We start from the raw sequence: 17290 nt of genomic DNA on the forward strand, positions 1-17290 counted from the left end.
TGGGCTGCATTACAACCGGCACCGGTATTACGACCCGCGGTTGGGAAGGTATCTGACGCCGGATCCCATCAAGCTGGGCGGTGGGTTGAATCAGTACCAGTACGTGCCGAATCCGACGGGGTGGGTGGATCCGCTGGGGTTGGCTTGTAATCCATGTCCGGGAGCAATACAAGCTGATGGGCCCTATAGTGAGATAGTGCCGGGGGGTGGACTGAGGGCAAATGATTCTCGGGGCGGGCATGTTTACAAAAAACATGTTGAACGCTCTGAGGCGCAGTTAAGAGATAGGTTAAAAGCAGAGCCAAACATACCCATTGCCTCCACATTTCTCACTAGGACCGAAGCCGAATCCGCCATATCACGCGTGATCAAAAACAATCAGAACAAGATAGATAGCTTTCTCAAAGGTAAAGGAAAAAAGTTTGTTATCAATGAACCTACAACTGCCCCGGCAGGCGTAGGTGTTATTCGGCAGAGCGGAAAATTGGAACCACTATTCAGCATTAGATTGATAATCCAGCGTGAAGAAAAAACACCACTCGGCTATTTTATTTTGACAGGATTCGTAAATGACAAATGATGACCTCCCTGAGCTTTTCCAATTCCTCGGCGCATATTTTCATGAAGATTGGATGTGTGAGTCCGCACTGGCAGACGATATTATCAAGTCGTTCATAGCAGATTCCGAGAAGGCGACACTACTCAATGTAGTAAAAGAAATTGAAGCATTATTGGCATTAAACCTTACGGAAAATGACTTACGAAACTTTCTACTGAAAGAAATAGGGTGTTGTTATTGCTACTGGCACGAATGGCCAAATGGGAACGAATGGCTGGAGCACGTTAAGTTTTTACTGGAAAAACAGGAGTAACCGGTTGATCGTTAGCTTCTGTAGGTCCATTCCGACTAAACAACTTTCGAATCACCACTAATTTCTCAAGGGCCTGAAAAACACAGGCCCAGTAGTGGTCGGTTCAGGTCATCAACAGACGTGACCTGAAAGGCATCTGTTCACTGCTCATCCTCATCCTCTTCATACTCCATATCCGCCTCATCCGAATCATTCAACGGCACCGTCGCATCATCCATCAACGACCCCGGATCCTCATTCCCCGGATCATTGATAAACGGCAGTCCGCTCGGGCCTTTTTCTTCCTTGCCTTCGGTTTCGGGAGTCATGGCATACCTCATCATTTCGGGGGAGTGTATTAAGTTCGAAAAGTCCTACGGCCAATCGTTCCTGAGTCTGACCGGCAAAAACGAAAAACCCGGCACGAGGCCGGGTTTCTGCTGAACCGCTTATCAATGATGGCGGTTCTTGTGTTTGTTCTTGTGCTTGTGGCCGCCCGAATGAGATCCGCCATCGTCACCCAGGTTATTGCCGACCGCACCACCCGCCGCGCCGCCCAATCCTGCACCGACCGCCGAACCGGTTGATCCGCCCAAGCTATTGCCGACCACTGAGCCACCTGCGGCGCCGAGGCCACCGCCAATGGCGGCTTCGGTGCGATTATGTTTATTCGCCCCGACCGCACTGCCAGCCGCGCCACCCACCCCGGCACCGACCGCCGCGCCGGTGCTACCGCCCAACTGTCCGCCGACCACGTTGCCCAGCACGCCGCCGAGTCCACCGCCGACGGCTGCCGAGCCATCTCCGGCAGCCATTGCGCCTTGCGCCACCAGCAATCCGAAAAACAGTGCAGATAATGACAATCGCATATGAACCTCACAGTTCCCGAATCGGGACAGTCCGCCCAAACAAGGGCCTATGTGAGATTGGAGGCACCTTTGGGAAAAACGTTCAGCAACGAAAAAGCCCGGCATCGAGCCGGGCTGTTTCTGCGAGACGATCAGTCTCAGTGACGCTTGTGGCCTTTGGACAGGTTGCTGCCGACTGCGCCGCCGGCTGCACCGCCGAGGCCAGCACCAATGGTCGCGCCGGTCTTGCCGCCGAGGCTGTTGCCAATCACCGAACCGCCCGCCGCACCGACACCACCGCCGATGGCCGCTTTGGTACGGCTTCCCTTGCGCGCCGCCAGTGCGCTGCCCGCCGCGCCCGCGACGCCGGCACCCACTGCGGCACCGGTGCTGCCGCCCATTTTCTGACCGAGCACATTACCCAACGCGCCACCCAGGCCACCGCCCAGCGCAGCCGTGCCATCGCCGGCAGCCAATGCACCTTGAGCAACCAGAAGCCCTAGAACCAGAGCAGGCAGAGTTAAACGCATGACAAAAACCTCAAAAAATGGGATGACAAAATGGGCCGGGATTTAATGCGCTCGGCGCACAAAAGTCCAGACGCAAGCACAGGCTCGCGCGCACTCGGCGCCGATTGGACAGCGATTCTGCGAAAGGTTTTATGACAGGCAAAAAAAAGCCCGCTGGGGAGACGGGCTGGAGACTTGCTTTCTAACGGATGGCTTCACCCTACTTTGCCCGACGTGAAAAGTTTGTGAAAAAAAACCAGCAACAGCTCGATCACCTGTAGGACGCTTCCCAATCCATTCGTCAGACACAAAAAACCCCGCTCAAAGACGGGGTTGTTCGCCAAATGCTTACTTTCTGGCTCTCACGGTAACCTTGGGCAGAAATTTCGCTTTCGGTCCCTTCGGTGGCGTCGATTTGATCTTGCCGGTCAGCACTGGATCCTCACCAAAGCCTGCCTGGTATTCGGTCTGGCCGCACCGCACGCAATTGTTGAAGGAAAATTCAGCGCCATCGTCTTCGATATACGGATCAGTCATACCTTCGCCTCTTCGCCACAGGTCGACACCGGCAAAACCTTTCTGCCTGAAAAATATCGACCTCCCAGGCTTTTGAGACTAGTCGGTCATTCCTGGACTTGTTATTCAGATCCGCTGATGCCCGACGAATGGCCTAGGAAAATTAAACACGGACATGGGCCATTGATCCCACAGGGCTAAAGAATTCCACCGACAGGCCGTTGCCCTTTTTCACACAAATGAATCTCAAGGAGAGAACATGCAAATCAACGGATTTTCAAACCTGCCCGTCGTAAAGCTCACGGACGAACAAATCGCAGCCGGCAAAGCCGGGGCGGAAAAACTCAAGGACAAGATCGCTTCCGGTGAAATAACCATCAAACAACCAGGTCCGGATACGCCGGTTCTACAGCCTGGCGTCATTTACCATCCGAGCCAGCCGGTGCAGCCGGTGCAGCCGGGTCAACCCTCCGACACGCCTGCGCTTGTCGCTATCGACACACCGCTGACCTATGACAATAAAGGGCTGGTGATCCTCAAGCCGCGGGGCTGAGCGCCAACCAAAACAGCCCATTCGATTCTGAATGGGCTCACAGGCCTGATAGCAAATCAGCGCAACTTCACCGCCGTGCCGGTCGCAAATACCACAACCATTCCGCCTTTGCCGCCAGGCATGCTGATCTCGAAATCCACCCCGACCACCGCATCTGCCTGCAGAGCCTGGGCTCGCTCGCGGAGTTCTTCCGTCGCCTGAACGCGAGCTTCCTTTAAAGCCCGCTCCAGGGTCTGCGAACGGCCACCGAAAAAGTCGCGCATACCGGCGAACATATCGCGAATCACATTGACGCCCTGCACCGATTCCGCGCTGACGATGTCCAGGTACGCAGTGATCTGACGGCCTTCAATCGCGTGAGTGGTGGAAATGATCATGGCATGTCGTCCCTTTACTGAAAAATAAGCCCGCGATTGTAATCGGTCACAGCAGACATCACTGCGCAGCCAATAAAATCCAGACGCCAGAAACCACAAAACCCCTGACTTCTTTCGAAATCAGGGGTTTTGTGTACTGAATGTGGCGGTGAAGGAGAGATTCGAACTCTCGATACAGTTTCCTGTATACACACTTTCCAGGCGTGCTCCTTAAGCCACTCGGACACTTCACCGTATCTCTTCAAACATGTTCTGTCTGTCGAGGCGCGCTAATGTAGTCGAAAGCTTTTCCGATGGCAAACTTTTTTTCAGAATTTTCATGCGGTTAAGCGAAAAAGTGGTTTTGGCCGCGGACGGGCCATGGCAAACCGGCCAATCTTTGGTAATGGCGCCTCTTCTATATAGAAGGAGAATGGCGTGCTGCGCCGGGCGGGGTTGAAAACGGTGACTGGCGGGTCAGTCACGGCGCTTTACCTGGCTGGCGTCGGTGGGTAACGTCTGCCCATCTTTCTTACAAGGAATAGCGTCATGAGTGAGTTGATTTCCTACCACCTCGAAGACGGTATCGCGACCCTGACCCTGAGCAATGGCAAGGTCAATGCCATTTCCCCGGACGTGATTGCGGCGTTTAACGCGGCGCTGGATCAGGCGGTGACTGATCGTGCCATCGTGATCATTACCGGTCAGCCGGGAATTCTGTCCGGCGGCTATGACCTGAAAGTGATGACCGCCGGCCCTAAAGAAGCGGTGGCGCTGGTGACTGCCGGTTCGACTCTGGCGCGTCGCCTGCTCTCTCACCCGTTCCCGGTAATTGTCGCTTGCCCGGGCCATGCCGTGGCCAAAGGCGCTTTCATCCTGCTGTCCGCCGATTACCGCATCGGCGTCGATGGCCCGTTCAGCATCGGTCTGAACGAAGTGCAGATCGGCATGACCATGCACCACGCCGGTATTGAGCTGGCCCGTGATCGTCTGCGTCGCTCGGCGTTTCACCGCTCGGTGATCAATGGCGAGATGTTCGATCCGCAAAGCGCCGTGGATGCCGGCTTCCTTGACAAGGTGGTTTCCGCCGAGGAGTTGCAAGGTGCCGCCCTTGCCGCTGCGCGCCAGTTGAAGAAGATCAACATGCTCGCGCACAAGAACACCAAGCTGAAGGTGCGCAAAGCGCTGCTGGAAACCCTGGACAATGCGATCGTTCAGGATCAGGAACATCTGGGTTAATCCCCAAAACTCTGCGGCGAAGAACAGCCCGACCATCGTGTCGGGCTTTTTCTTGCACGCTCGATTGAAAATCGCTGTAGCGGCTCTAGGACGGCACTGACGAGCCGCTTGGAAACATGCGCTTAAACATCGCCTATCTCCGCACTCTATAGCGGCAATTGCCGAAAACAGTGCACATCCGTACACTGCGCCACCTTTTGTCCCGGTGGGGCCTGAAAATGCTGTTCGTGTTTCGTATGTTATTGATGGGCCTGCACTTTATCCTGGCAGGCGTACTCGGGGTGATCCTCGGGATCTGCCGCCCGTTCAACCCGGACAACAGCCGTCTGTGCGCCCGCCTCTACGCATTGCCAGCCATGTGCATTTTGCGCCTGCGGGTGAAAACGGACGTCAGCGGCCTGATGAACAAGCCTGACAGCTGCGTGATCATCGCCAACCATCAGTCCAACTACGATCTGTTCGTGTTCGGCAACGTCGTGCCCCGTCGTACTGTGTGTATCGGCAAGAAGAGCCTGAAGTGGGTGCCTCTGTTCGGCCAACTGTTCTGGCTGGCGGGCAATGTGTTGATCGACCGGGGTAATGCGCAAAAGGCACGGCAGTCCATGCTCACGACAACCAACACTCTGCAGAACGAAGACACCTCGATCTGGGTGTTCCCCGAAGGCACGCGCAATCTCGGCGAAGAGCTGTTGCCGTTCAAGAAAGGCGCGTTCCAGATGGCGATTGCCGCTGGCGTGCCGATCGTTCCGGTATGTGTCAGCAGCTACATCAAACATATGCACTTGAATCGCTGGCGCAGTGGGAAAATCCTCATACGCTCGCTGCCGGCAATTCCTACCGCCGGATTGACGATGGACGACATGCCCATGCTCATCGATCAGTGCCGCGAGCAGATGCGCGAGTGCATCGAATCGATGGATCGGCAGTTGCAAGCTGCCTGAAAATGAAACCCGCCCTGTGCGGGTTTTCTTTTGCCCGCTGAACTGTGCAGATTTCACTGACTCTCAAGCAGCGACACGGCTAAGCTGAAGCCTTGCATTCCCTGCCATCTGCCAAGAAGAAGTGAATCACCACCATGGGTCGAGTTGTTGCTGCTGCGGTGTACAGCGAAGGTAAGAAAGTCACCAATATTTCCCTTGATGAAGGCGCGGCCTGGGCCGCAAAAACCGGCCACTTTGTCTGGATCGGCCTGGAAGAGCCCGACGCGCGCGAGCTGTCCAACCTGCAACGTCAGTTCAACTTGCACGAACTGGCCATCGAGGATGCGCTGGAAAAACACAGTCGGCCAAAGCTGGAAACCTTTGGCGACGCTTTGTTTATCGTCACCTACTCGCCCATCCGTGAAAACGGCGTCCTGCAGTTCATTGAAACGCACATCTTCGCTGGCAAGGGCTACATCATTACGGCGCGCAATGGCCACTCGGCGTCCTACGCCCATGTCCGCCAACGGTGTGAGGCCCGTCCGCTGCTGCTGGAGCATGGGGAAGATTTCGTACTGTATGCGTTGCTGGATTTCGTCATCGAGAATTATCAGCCGGTCGGTGAAGCGATCCATGCCGAGATTGATGAGCTGGAGCGTAACGTGCTGTGTAGCGCATTAAACGAGCGTGACATTCAGAAGCTGCACGGTTTGCGCCGCGACGTTGTGCGCCTGCGCCGGTACGCGGCACCGATGGTGGAGATTGGCGAGGAATTGCAGAAGCTGAGCTTCCCGTTTATCGACAAGAACATGCGCCCGTACTTTCGCGACGTGCAGATCCACGTGACACGGCAGATGGAAGACCTGAGCACCTTGGCCGACATTGCCAGCCAGACCATCGAAATTGGTGTGCTGCTTGAGGCGTCACGCCAGAGCGTGGTGCAGCGCAAGTTCGCTGCCTGGGCGGCAATTCTGGCGTTTCCGACGGCGGTGGCGGGGATTTACGGGATGAACTTCCAGAACATGCCGGAGCTGAGCTGGCATTACGGCTATTTCGGTGTGCTGGGGTTTATTACGGTGGGGTGTGTGAGTTTGTGGGCGAGTTTCAAAAAGTCGGGGTGGCTGTAGAGCAGACCGAGTTGTCTGGAACATTCGCGAGCAGGCTCGCTCCCACATTGATCGGTGGCGCACCGAAAATCTAATGTGGGAGCGAGCCTGCTCGCGAAGCTTTTGGCCTTAAACAGTTTCTGGCTTATGCGCCACAAACCGCATCATCCACTCTGCAACCGTGGCGCCGTGATGCTCCTGCTCCAGGCTCGCCACGCCCTTGCTGTAGATCTGCGCACCCAGCGCTTCCTGACGCAAATCCAGCAAGGCCCGGGAGTAATCGTGGATGAATTCCGGGTGTCCCTGAAAGCACAGCACCTGATCGTTGATGTGATACGCCGCAAACGGGCAGAAATCGCTCGAAGCAATGACCGTAGCGTTTTCCGGCAGCGCAGTGACCTGATCCTGATGGCTGATCAACAGCGTCAGTTCTTCACGCACCGGGCTCATCCACGGCGCCTTGGCAGCCAGTTTGTAATTGTGAGTGCCGACGCCCCAGCCCTGAGTCGCACGCTCGCTCTTGCCACCCAGCAGCAACGCCAGCAATTGATGACCGAAGCACACGCCGAGCAGCTTGTCGCCGCGCTCGTAACGGTTCAGCAGGTATTCCTTGAGGGTCTGGATCCACGGATCGGTGCCAAACGAATCGGCCTTGCTGCCGGTGACCAGGTACGCATCGAAGGTTTGATCGTCGCTCGGGTATTCGCCTTGCATCACGTTGTAGACGGTGAACTCGGCGGCGATCGGCTGCTGCGAGAACAGGCGCTGAAACATCTGCCCGTAACCCTGATATTGATCGACCAGTTCCGGACGCAGGATGTCGGTTTCCAGAATGCAGATGCGTAGCGACATAAAAAATACCTGACACGTGATGGGAATAATGCACACCCCAGAGCCTGCCTTGAAACACCCTGGCAAGGCAAGCCCCGAAGTGCTCGCTCCCCGCTCCCCTTAGAACATTTCACCTTTTGCGGCTTTATCCAGCAGCAGCGCCGGCGGTGTGAAGCGCTCGCCATACTGCTCGGCCAGATACTGCGCCCGGGCGACGAAATCCTTCACCCCATACTGATTGATGAATTGCAGCGCACCGCCAGTCCACGCGGCGAAACCGATACCGAAGATTGAGCCGACGTTGGCGTCCGCCGTCGAGGTCAACACGCCCTCCTCCACGCAGCGCACGGTTTCGATGGCTTGTATAAACAGCAAACGATCACGCACATCCTTCGGCGAGATTTGCCCGTCGGCCCTCTCGAAACGCGCCTTCAGTTCCGGCCACAAATGCTTCTGGCCTCCCGCCGGATAATCGTAGAAACCGACACCTGCGGCCTTGCCCGGACGCTTGTATTCGTTGAGCAGCAAGTCAATCACGGCGAAAGCCGGGTGCTCAATCAGGGGTTTCCCTTCCGCCTGTAGGTCCTTGGCCGTTTGCTTGCGGATATGGCTCATCAGACTGAGGGAAACTTCGTCAGAGATCGCCAGAGGCCCGACCGGCATCCCGGCCTTGCGCGCTTCGGTCTCGATCATCGGCGCGCTCACGCCTTCGCCGAGCATCGCGATGCCTTCATTGGTGAAGGTGCCGAATACGCGTGAGGTAAAGAAGCCGCGACTGTCGTTGACCACGATCGGGGTCTTTTTGATTTGCAGGACGAAATCGAAGCCGCGCGCGAGGGTTTCATCGCTGGTCTGCGCGCCTTTGATGATTTCCACCAGGGGCATTTTTTCCACTGGGCTGAAGAAATGCAGACCGATGAATTTGCTTGGATCCGGCACAGCAGTCGCCAATCCAGTGATCGGCAGTGTCGAGGTGTTTGAAGCGATGACCGCTTGCGCGCCGACAATCTGCTGGGCAGCAGAAGAAACCTTGGCCTTGAGTTCGCGATCCTCAAACACCGCTTCGATGATCAGATCGCATCCGGCCAGATCCGCATCGTTCTCGCAGGGTTTGATCCGTGCCAGCACAGTCTCACGCTGTGAGACTGTCATCTGGCCGCGAGCGACTTTCTTGTCCAGCAACGCCGCCGAATGGGCTTTGCCTTTCTCGGCCGCCGCCAGGTTGATGTCCTTGAGCACCACATCGATACCGGCCGAAGCACTGACGAAAGCGATCCCGGCGCCCATCATCCCGGCACCGAGCACGCCGACCTTCTGCGTTTTATACGGTGCAAGGCCCTGCGGGCGCGAGCCACCGGCGTTGATCTCGTTGAGCTGAAACCAGAACGTGCCAATCAGGTTTTTTGAAATCTGCCCGGTGGTCAGTTCGGTGAAATAACGGGTTTCGATCAAGTGCGCGGTGTCGAAATCGACCTGAGCGCCCTCAACCGCCGCACACAGAATCTTCTCCGGCGCGGGCATCGTGCCTTGGGTCTTGCTACGCAGGATCGACGGCGCAATCGCCAGCATTTGCGCGACTTTCGGGTTCGACGGCGTGCCGCCAGGAAGCTGATAGCCCTTCACATCCCAACGTTGTACCGCTGCCGGATTGGCAACAATCCAGGCGCGAGCCTTGGCCAGCAGTTCATCGCGATCCGCCGCCAGCTCATCGATCAAACCAGCCTGCATCGCCTGCTGCGGACGGACCTTCTTGCCTTCGAGCAGATATGGCAGCGCTTTCTCGATGCCGAGCATGCGCACCATGCGCACCACCCCGCCGCCGCCCGGCAACAAGCCAAGGGTCACTTCCGGCAGACCGAGCTGCACCGCTGCATCATCCAAAGCCACGCGGTGATGACAGGCGAGACAGATTTCCCACCCGCCACCCAGTGCTGCGCCGTTGATCGCCGCGACCACCGGTTTGCCGAGGGTTTCCAGAGTGCGCAACTGACCTTTCAGGGTCAGTACCATGTCGTAGAAGGCTTTGGCTTGCGGCTTGCCGACCTTGATCAGTTCATTGAGGTCGCCGCCGGCAAAGAAGGTTTTTTTCGCTGACGTAATGATCACACCAGCAATAGTGTCTTTTTCGGCGACCAGCCGGGCGACACACCCGGCCATGGCCTCGCGGTACACGGCGTTCATGGTGTTGGCGCTCTGGCCCGGCATGTCGATGGTCAGCACGACGATAGCGTCCTGGCCTTTTTCGTAACGAATGGCTTCGCTCATAACAAGGTTCCTTGAATACGGGGCTCAGAGGCGTTCGATGATGGTGGCAATGCCCATGCCGCCGCCGACGCACAGCGTCGCCAGGCCATAGCGCAGGCGCCGCGCGTCCAGTTCATCGAGCAAGGTGCCGAGGATCGCGCAACCGGTGGCGCCCAGCGGGTGGCCCATGGCGATGGAGCCGCCGTTGACGTTGACCTTCTGCGGGTCAACGGCCATGTCCTTGATGAACTTCAACACCACCGAGGCAAACGCTTCGTTGACTTCGAACAGGTCGATGTCTTCCACGCGCAGGCCAGCCTTGGCCAGCGCTTTGCGCGTGGCAGGCGCAGGGCCGGTGAGCATGATGGTCGGATCGGTGCTGGTGACTGCCGTGGCGACAATTCGCGCCCGAGGTTGCAGGCCCAGCGCGCGGCCCTTGGCTTCGGAACCGATCAGCATCAGCGCCGCACCGTCGACAATCCCGGAACTGTTGCCCGGCGTATGCACGTGATTGATCCGTTCGACGTGGCTGTAGACCCGCAGCGCGGTTGCGTCGAAGCCCATCTGGCCGATCATTTCAAAACTCGGCTTGAGCTTGCCCAAGCCCTCAAGCGTCGATTCGGCACGAATGAACTCATCGTGATCGAGCAGAATAATGCCGTTCTGATCCTGCACTGGCACCAGGGATTTGTTGAACGAACCATCGGCCCGCGCCCGTGCGGCTTTCTGTTGCGAATGCAGCGCGTAGGCATCGACATCCTCGCGGCTGAAGCCTTCGAGTGTAGCGATCAAATCCGCACCGACACCCTGCGGGGTGAAGTGGCTGTGCAGGTTGGTCTGCGGATCCAGCGCCCAGGCGCCGCCATCGCTGCCCATCGGTACCCGCGACATCGACTCGACGCCGCCAACCACCACCAGGTCTTCGAAACCGGAGCGCACTTTCATCGCGCCGAGGTTCACCGCTTCCAGCCCCGAGGCGCAGAAGCGGTTGATTTGTACGCCGGCCACGCTGACGTCCCAGTCGGCCACTTGCACGGCGGTTTTGGCGATATCGGAGCCCTGATCGCCAATCGGCGTGACGCAACCAAGGACCACGTCATCGACCTGACTGGTGTCCAGCGCGGTGCGCGCTTGCAGTGCGGTCAGTAAACCGGCAACCAGGTTCACCGGTTTGACACTGTGCAGGGCACCATCGGCCTTGCCTTTGCCGCGCGGCGTGCGTAACGCATCGAATATCAAAGCTTGGGTCATGACGTCCTCGAACCAGTGCGGTGATTGATTTCCTGTCGCTCCACTCTTGCCCCGAGCAGCCATTGATTCAATGACCACAGCGCTCAATGCGCTTGACCCGCACGCTCAGACGGACGGTCATCATGCCTTGGGTGAACCGGTTCAGGTCGGCGAGTTGTCTAGCAAGCGGGCGGCAAAGAAGCTGGCAATACGCCTCATGCCTTTTTAATCGCAAATGACAACGGCTCCATATGAAATGGATCTAAGCCAAGCGTGACGCGGGCCCTAAGGTAGTACTTGTACGTCAGAGTCGTCGGGTTTTGCCGAGGCCGGCGTCCTTCAACAGGAAGTGCAGCGCTTGCCGTCATGGATATGCAGGCAGGCATCAGGAAATAACAATAAAGGCGGTCAAGCCATGTTCAAACAACCGAAAGTTCGTCAAGCAGGGCTCATTCTTTTCGCCACGACGCTGTTGTTGATTTTGCCGAATTTGACCAAGGTAATCGGCTGAATCGAGCGGCAGGTGCTATCTATCGCCACTGAAAATATGACTGGCCCGCTACCCGGGCCAGCGTGGCTGTGCCAACCTTTGCGCACTCCCACGACATGGACGGCGATCATTTGAAAGCGCTCATTGTGTTCGCGGCCATGCTGCTGAGCATGCCCTTGTCTGCCGCCCAGCTGCAATTGCAGTTGGGCGCAAACAGCCGCACCTGGCAGACCGAGGAATTGCTCAAGCATCCTCAGGTGCAAACCCTCACGATTAAAAACGATGTGTCCTACAAGAAGGACATGACCTATCGCGCCGTGCCCATGGCCGCGCTGCTCACCGGAATCAGACCCGACGATCACCTGCAAGCGGTGGCGCTGGACGGCTTCGCCGCAGAACTGGCCGCTGCGCCGCTACTCAACAGCCAAGGCTCGCGAGCCTGGCTGGCAATCGAAGACCCAGCCCAGCCGTGGCCGCCGTTGTCCGAAGGCAAGCACAGCGCCGGGCCGTTCTATCTGGTGTGGACTGACCCGCAAGCCGGCAATATCAGCCCCGAGCAATGGCCGTTCGAAGTGGCGAGCATCAAGCGCATGGCGCCGGTGGCTGAGCGCTTCCCTGCCCTGTTGCCGGATCCTGCGCTGAAGGCGGATGATCCGGTAAATCTAGGGTTTGCGCTGTTTCAGAAGAATTGTCTGGCGTGTCACCGTTTGAACGGTGCGGGGGATGCCCAGTTCGGGCCGGATTTGAATATTCCGTATAGCCCGACTGAGTATTTCGGGGTGGATTTCTTGAAGCGCTACATTCGTGATCCGCAGAGTTTGCGTCAGTGGCCGCAGGCGAAGATGCCGGGGTTTTCGGTAGAGGTGTTGCCGGAGGGGGATTTGCAGATGTTGATCGGGTATTTGCAGCATATGGCCGGGCGCAAGGTTAAGCCCTGAGCACATTTCCTTGTAGGAGTGAGCCTGCTCGCGATAGCGGAGTGTCAGACACTGATAATTCAACTGTCAGACCGCTATCGCGAGCAGGCTCACTCCTACAAAGGTTTTGTGTGAACCCGTTACTGTTGTTGGACGGAGATGATCGGGGTCGGCGAGACGAACACTTTCGCGTGCATCTGCTCACACCCACCGCCCCGGCGCATGCCGCGCACCGGGCAGGCATCCAGATAATCCAGACCCACCGCCAGCTTCAGATGCCGTTCCGGCCGCGCCAGTTCGTTGGTCACATCAAAGCTGTACCAGGCGTCATCCAGCCAGGCTTCTGCCCAGGCGTGGCTGGCCAGATGTTCGCAATCCTCGCTGTACAAGTATCCCGACACGTAACGCGACGGAATCCCGAGACTACGTGCACAAGCCAGAAACGCGTGAGCGTGATCCTGACAAACACCCGCACGCCCGGCGAAGGCCTCAGCGGCGCTGGTATCGACCTCGGTTGACCCCGGCGTGTAAGTCATGTGCTGATTCAAGCCGTGCATCAAATCAATCAGCGCCGTGCGATCCCGTCGCTGCTTGCAGGATTTCTCGGCGAACGATCGCAGCGCTTCATCGGCCTCGGTCAAGCGGGTAAAGCGCAGGAACGGCAGCGCCGACTGACTCTCATGCTCGGCCTCACGCAATTCGTCGATATCGACCTGACCGCGCGCGCCAATGATGATCGCTTCATGGGGCTCGTCCATGGTCAGCACGTGCAGGATGTTGCCGAACGGATCGAGCTGCGCGCGCACCGGACGCGGCAGGTCGAGCTGCCAGCTCAGCACGTGTTGACGCTCGCTGTCGTGGGGTGTCAGCCGCAGGTACTGGATGCTCGCCCGCACCTGATCTTCGTAGTGATAGGTGGTCTCGTGGCTTATGGAAAGTCTCATGCAGCCTCCAGGTAGGAACTATGAATGGCGTTGCCCAATTGGCGCACCAGCGGGATGAATTCAGTCAGCCAGGCGTGCAGGCCTTCTTCGAGGATTTCGTTGATGCCGGTGTAGCGCAGACGTGCGTCCATTTCTGCCGCCAGACGCTGCGCGGGGCGACCGTTGGCGCCGGGCAACTGCGCGAGGATCTGGTCGATCTCTTCGGTGCAGGCCCTCAGCGAACGCGGAACATCGGCACGTAACAGCAGCAACTCGGCGACGTGACGGGCGCCTGGCGCATCACGGTAGATTTCGGTGTAGGCCTCGAATGACGACAGTGCACGTAACAGCGCACTCCACTGGTAATACGCGTGGGCCGTGCCATCGCTGACCGCTTCGGCTTGATCGCCGGCCATTTCATAACGTGCATCGAGCAGTCGTAGCGTGTTGTCCGCGCGCTCGATAAAGGTGCCGAGGCGAATGAAGCGAAAGGCATCATTGCGCATGATCGTGCCGTAGGACGCACCACGGAACAGGTGCGAACGCTCCTTGATCCACTCGCAGAAACGGCTCATGCCGTAGCGACTCAGGCCCTGCTCGGCGATCCCGCGAATCTCCAGCCACGTCGCGTTGATGTTCTCCCACATGTCCGCGGTGATGCGCCCACGCACTGCATGCGCACTGGCCCGCGCGGCGCCGAGGCAGCTGTAGATGCTCGCCGGATTGGCCGCGTCGAGGGCAAAAAAGTGCAGCAGGCGTTCAGCATGTAACGCGCCATGGCGCTCCAGATAATCGTCGAGAGTGCCGGTGATCAGCAGCGGCATGGCCAATTCGTGCAAACCATCGCCGCGACCGTCCTGCGGCATCAGCGACAGCGAATAACTGATGTCGAGCATCCGTGCGAGGTTTTCCGCCCGCTCCAGGTAACGCGACATCCAATACAGATCCGAGGCAGTTCTACTTAACATGGCAAGCTTCCTTCAATCCTCGACCACCCAGGTGTCCTTGGTTCCGCCACCCTGGGAGGAATTCACCACCAAGGAGCCTTCGCGCAACGCGACGCGGGTCAAACCACCGGGCACCACGCGGGTTTCGCGCCCGGACAAGACAAATGGACGCAAGTCGATATGGCGCGGCGCGATGCCGTTTTCGACAAAGGTCGGACAGGTCGACAGTGACAGCGTCGGTTGCGCAATGTACGCGTGCGGCTTGGCTTTGATCCGTTCGCGGAAGGCATCGATTTCCGCCTTCGTCGACGCCGGTCCCACCAACATCCCGTAACCGCCGGAGCCCTGGGTTTCCTTGACCACCAGATCTGGAAGATTGGCCAGCACGTGGGAAAGTTCAGACGGGTTGCGGCATTGCCAGGTCGGCACGTTTTTCAGAATCGGTTCTTCGTCGAGATAAAACCGGATCATGTCGGTGACAAACGGATAGACCGACTTGTCGTCCGCCACGCCGGTGCCGATGGCATTGGCCAGTACCACATTGCCGGAGCGATAGGACGACAACAGCCCCGGCACGCCGAGCATCGAGTCCGGGTTGAACGCCAGCGGGTCGAGGAATGCGTCGTCGAGCCGGCGGTAGATCACGTCTACCGCTTTCGGCCCGTCGGTGGTGCGCATGAAGACTTTGTCGTCACGCACGAACAGATCCGCGCCTTCGACCAGTTCCACGCCCATTTCCCGGGCAAGAAACGCGTGTTCGAAAAACGCACTGTTGAAGCGCCCGGGCGTCAGTACCACCACGCTCGGGTCATCTATCGGGCTGGAGCTTTTCAGGGTGTCGAGCAGCAGGTTGGGGTAGTGATCGATCGGCGCGATACGCTGGGCGGCGAACAGCTCCGGGAACAGACGCATCATCATCTTGCGGTCTTCGAGCATGTAGCTGACGCCGCTCGGCGTGCGCAGATTGTCTTCGAGCACGTAGTAGGTGCCGTCGCCATCGCGCACCAGATCGACGCCAGAGATGTGCGAATAGATATCGCGGTGCAGATCCAGACCTTGCATCGCCAACTGATACTGCTCGTTGGCCAGCACCTGTTCGGCGGGGATGATCCCGGCCTTGATGATGCGCTGCTCGTGATAGAGGTCGGCGAGGAACATGTTCAACGCCTTGACCCGCTGGATGCAGCCGCGCTCGACGATCCGCCATTCGCTGGCGGGGATGCTGCGCGGGATGGTGTCGAAAGGAATCAGGCGCTCGGTGCCCTGCTCGTCGCCATAGAGCGTGAAGGTGATCCCGGCGCGATGGAACAGCAAGTCAGCCTCGCGTCGCCGTTGGGCCAGCAGCTCGTCAGGCGTGTCGGCCAGCCAGCGGGCGAACTCCCGATAATGCGGGCGAACCTGGCCGCCAGCATCGTACATCTCATCAAAATAGGTGCGGATCATGCCGTACTCCTTGTCACCCGGACATACAGGCCTTCGCAAGGCCCGTGCCATCGGCATAAACGCTTTGATTTCAATCGGTTGGATATTCAATTCGCAGGCACCGCACCATTCCTGTGCGGCAAATGCCCCAACCGGATTGCCCCCGCTTCATTGCGACGCACTGCATCGCCTATCACCAGCATAGTCAGAGTTGATTTCACTGCCCGGCACTGCCTGCGGATAATCCGCGCATTCGCTGCACAACTTCGCCGCGCTCAGCGCCGCGAAGTCGCCAGCTCAACTGATCTGGACTGCCCTCGCAGCCCGTCCCGCTGTAACCCTGACCGGTTTCCTCTCCTTATCGGTCTTCCCTTTTAGCCACCCTCTCCGGTGGCTTTTTTTTGCCTTTTGGAAATGTTTTGAAAGCAAAAGCAAAAGATCGCAGCCCCCGACAGCGCCTACACCGATCACCTGTAGGAGCTGCCGAAGGCTGCGATCTTTCGATCTTCTATCTATCGACTCAATTCAACCGGTGGCGGCTACGCACCTCCTGTTTCACCCCCCACCCCTCGATTATCCCGCCCAAGGGCTCGACCACTGCCGAAAAGCCCTGCTCGAAATCGCCAATATCGTCATACGTCGCGTACATCACTTTGCTCAATTCCAGCGCCCACGCACCGTCATCACGCACGCTGACCTGGGCATTGATGGATTCACCGCGAAATTTGCCTGCCGCCCTGCGCGCCCGCTCCTCGTCCGGGAAAATGGCGTAGAACTCGATGGGATGGAACCGGGAAAAATCGAAACCGCCTTCTTTCATGCGGCGCAGAACATTGCTGCTGATGTCTTCTTGATAGGCTGTGCTCATGAATCGTCCCCCTCGCATAGATGGATAGACTTTCCGTATTCCCGCCCCGGGCCTTTGGCCTAAGTACTACGGCAACGTGGTTGCACGCGGGAAACAAGCATGTAGCTGACAAGACCAGACCTTAGCGATCCGTTCGCTGATCTCGCTTGCAGAGTAGCCCCAAGTTAGAGCCGCTGCCAAGGTCTGGTGTGAAAGGTGACAGGAAGAATGTCAGACGGGAGTGATGCTGCGGATTTCGATGCTGTTCTGGGTTTTCAGACTTTTCACGCCAGCATCGGCGGTGCGCCCTTCCAGATCGTTCAGGTCCAGTTCGGCGGCAACGGGCAAAAGCCGTGCCTTGATCAATCGAGCGGCCTCATCGTCGCTGGGGCATTCCGCGCGCTCGAACACCTCATCGACAATTTCACCATGATCGTCCACGAAAGTGACTTTCCACTTTTGCATCGGTGCCTCCTCGATCAAACCCGCAAATGGGCTTACACCTATCTCGACTTATACGCCGGGGGTTGGTTCAAAAGGA

General features: G+C 57.9%; 20 protein-coding genes and 1 tRNA gene. 7 read left to right on the top strand and 14 right to left on the bottom strand.

What is annotated here, in order from left to right:
* Together CQ009_RS27715 and CQ009_RS27720 are read left to right on the top strand one after the other, a co-directional pair.
* Positions 1-580: RNase A-like domain-containing protein (locus CQ009_RS27715; protein WP_146117575.1), on the top strand; the 580-nt coding region annotated here is incomplete at its 5' end.
* A complete protein-coding gene (locus CQ009_RS27720) occupies positions 570-872 on the top strand; it encodes a contact-dependent growth inhibition system immunity protein (protein WP_105709312.1) in 303 nt (100 codons plus the stop codon). The genes CQ009_RS27715 and CQ009_RS27720, both read left to right, overlap by 11 nt.
* 140 nt (positions 873-1012) lie before the next feature.
* Here the strand turns inward: CQ009_RS27720 and CQ009_RS30120 are convergent, their stop codons facing one another.
* The 4 genes from CQ009_RS30120 to CQ009_RS27735 form a co-directional block, all read right to left on the bottom strand.
* Complete coding sequence (locus tag CQ009_RS30120; RefSeq protein ID WP_163005296.1) at positions 1013-1180, bottom strand: hypothetical protein; 168 nt, start codon at positions 1178-1180, stop codon at positions 1013-1015.
* A gap of 123 nt (positions 1181-1303) precedes the next feature.
* Positions 1304-1720, bottom strand: a complete 417-nt coding sequence (locus CQ009_RS27725; protein WP_064391240.1) for a YMGG-like glycine zipper-containing protein — start codon at positions 1718-1720, stop codon at positions 1304-1306.
* A gap of 137 nt (positions 1721-1857) precedes the next feature.
* Positions 1858-2229 carry a glycine zipper domain-containing protein gene (locus CQ009_RS27730; RefSeq protein ID WP_064391239.1) on the bottom strand — a complete coding sequence of 124 codons (372 nt, stop codon included), beginning with the start codon at positions 2227-2229 and terminating at the stop codon, positions 1858-1860.
* A gap of 327 nt (positions 2230-2556) precedes the next feature.
* A complete protein-coding gene (locus tag CQ009_RS27735) occupies positions 2557-2745 on the bottom strand; it encodes a hypothetical protein (protein ID WP_064391238.1) in 189 nt (62 codons plus the stop codon).
* 238 nt (positions 2746-2983) lie between these two features.
* Here CQ009_RS27735 and CQ009_RS27740 point away from each other — a divergent pair, with 238 nt between their 5' ends.
* A complete protein-coding gene (locus CQ009_RS27740; protein WP_105709313.1) occupies positions 2984-3277 on the top strand; it encodes a hypothetical protein in 294 nt (97 codons plus the stop codon).
* 56 nt (positions 3278-3333) lie between these two features.
* On the opposite strand, the gene CQ009_RS27745 is transcribed toward CQ009_RS27740, so the two are convergent.
* Positions 3334-3654, bottom strand: a complete 321-nt coding sequence (locus tag CQ009_RS27745; RefSeq protein WP_064391236.1) for a YbjQ family protein — start codon at positions 3652-3654, stop codon at positions 3334-3336.
* 143 nt (positions 3655-3797) lie between these two features.
* Positions 3798-3887, bottom strand: a tRNA-Ser gene (locus CQ009_RS27750).
* 295 nt (positions 3888-4182) lie between these two features.
* On the opposite strand from CQ009_RS27750, the gene CQ009_RS27755 reads away from it, so the two are divergent.
* The 3 genes from CQ009_RS27755 (at position 4183) to CQ009_RS27765 (ending at position 6919) form a co-directional block, all read left to right on the top strand.
* Positions 4183-4872 (top strand): crotonase/enoyl-CoA hydratase family protein, encoded by a 690-nt coding sequence (locus CQ009_RS27755; RefSeq protein WP_064391219.1) that lies wholly within the window; start codon positions 4183-4185, stop codon positions 4870-4872.
* A 218-nt stretch (positions 4873-5090) separates the two neighbouring features.
* Positions 5091-5813 (top strand): 1-acyl-sn-glycerol-3-phosphate acyltransferase, encoded by a 723-nt coding sequence (locus CQ009_RS27760; RefSeq protein WP_064391218.1) that lies wholly within the window; start codon positions 5091-5093, stop codon positions 5811-5813.
* Between the two features lie 134 nt (positions 5814-5947).
* Complete coding sequence (locus CQ009_RS27765) at positions 5948-6919, top strand: magnesium and cobalt transport protein CorA (RefSeq protein WP_064391217.1); 972 nt, start codon at positions 5948-5950, stop codon at positions 6917-6919.
* Between the two features lie 108 nt (positions 6920-7027).
* On the opposite strand, the gene CQ009_RS27770 is transcribed toward CQ009_RS27765, so the two are convergent.
* The 3 genes from CQ009_RS27770 to CQ009_RS27780 form a co-directional block, all read right to left on the bottom strand.
* On the bottom strand, positions 7028-7750 hold the full coding sequence (locus CQ009_RS27770) for an amidotransferase (protein ID WP_064391216.1): 723 nt from the start codon (positions 7748-7750) through the stop codon (positions 7028-7030).
* A 99-nt stretch (positions 7751-7849) separates the two neighbouring features.
* Entirely contained in the window at positions 7850-9994 is a 2145-nt protein-coding gene (locus CQ009_RS27775; protein WP_105709314.1) for a 3-hydroxyacyl-CoA dehydrogenase NAD-binding domain-containing protein, read from the bottom strand.
* Between the two features lie 24 nt (positions 9995-10018).
* Positions 10019-11224 (bottom strand): acetyl-CoA C-acetyltransferase, encoded by a 1206-nt coding sequence (locus CQ009_RS27780; protein WP_105709315.1) that lies wholly within the window; start codon positions 11222-11224, stop codon positions 10019-10021.
* Positions 11225-11809: 585 nt separating this feature from the next.
* On the opposite strand from CQ009_RS27780, the gene CQ009_RS27785 reads away from it, so the two are divergent.
* Positions 11810-12631, top strand: coding sequence for a cytochrome c (locus tag CQ009_RS27785; protein ID WP_064391213.1), 822 nt, complete (start codon positions 11810-11812; stop codon positions 12629-12631).
* A gap of 119 nt (positions 12632-12750) precedes the next feature.
* Here CQ009_RS27785 and CQ009_RS27790 read toward each other — a convergent pair whose 3' ends face one another.
* The 5 genes from CQ009_RS27790 to CQ009_RS27810 all read right to left on the bottom strand — a co-directional run bounded on the left by CQ009_RS27790 (position 12751) and on the right by CQ009_RS27810 (position 17214).
* Positions 12751-13554, bottom strand: coding sequence for a transglutaminase family protein (locus CQ009_RS27790; protein ID WP_105709316.1), 804 nt, complete (start codon positions 13552-13554; stop codon positions 12751-12753).
* Positions 13551-14501 (bottom strand): alpha-E domain-containing protein, encoded by a 951-nt coding sequence (locus CQ009_RS27795; protein ID WP_007914063.1) that lies wholly within the window; start codon positions 14499-14501, stop codon positions 13551-13553. The genes CQ009_RS27790 and CQ009_RS27795 overlap by 4 nt, the downstream gene beginning before the upstream one ends.
* Positions 14502-14513: 12 nt before the next feature.
* Entirely contained in the window at positions 14514-15923 is a 1410-nt protein-coding gene (locus CQ009_RS27800) for a circularly permuted type 2 ATP-grasp protein (protein ID WP_007914061.1), read from the bottom strand.
* A gap of 499 nt (positions 15924-16422) precedes the next feature.
* Positions 16423-16770: a ribonuclease E inhibitor RraB gene (locus CQ009_RS27805; RefSeq protein WP_008080948.1), complete on the bottom strand. Its 348-nt coding sequence runs from the start codon at positions 16768-16770 to the stop codon at positions 16423-16425.
* 210 nt (positions 16771-16980) lie between these two features.
* A complete protein-coding gene (locus CQ009_RS27810) occupies positions 16981-17214 on the bottom strand; it encodes a hypothetical protein (protein ID WP_064391211.1) in 234 nt (77 codons plus the stop codon).
* Positions 17215-17290 lie beyond the last annotated feature (76 nt).

Origin of the sequence: Pseudomonas sp. MYb2 (assembly GCF_002979955.1) — a bacterium.
GTDB lineage: Bacteria > Pseudomonadota > Gammaproteobacteria > Pseudomonadales > Pseudomonadaceae > Aquipseudomonas.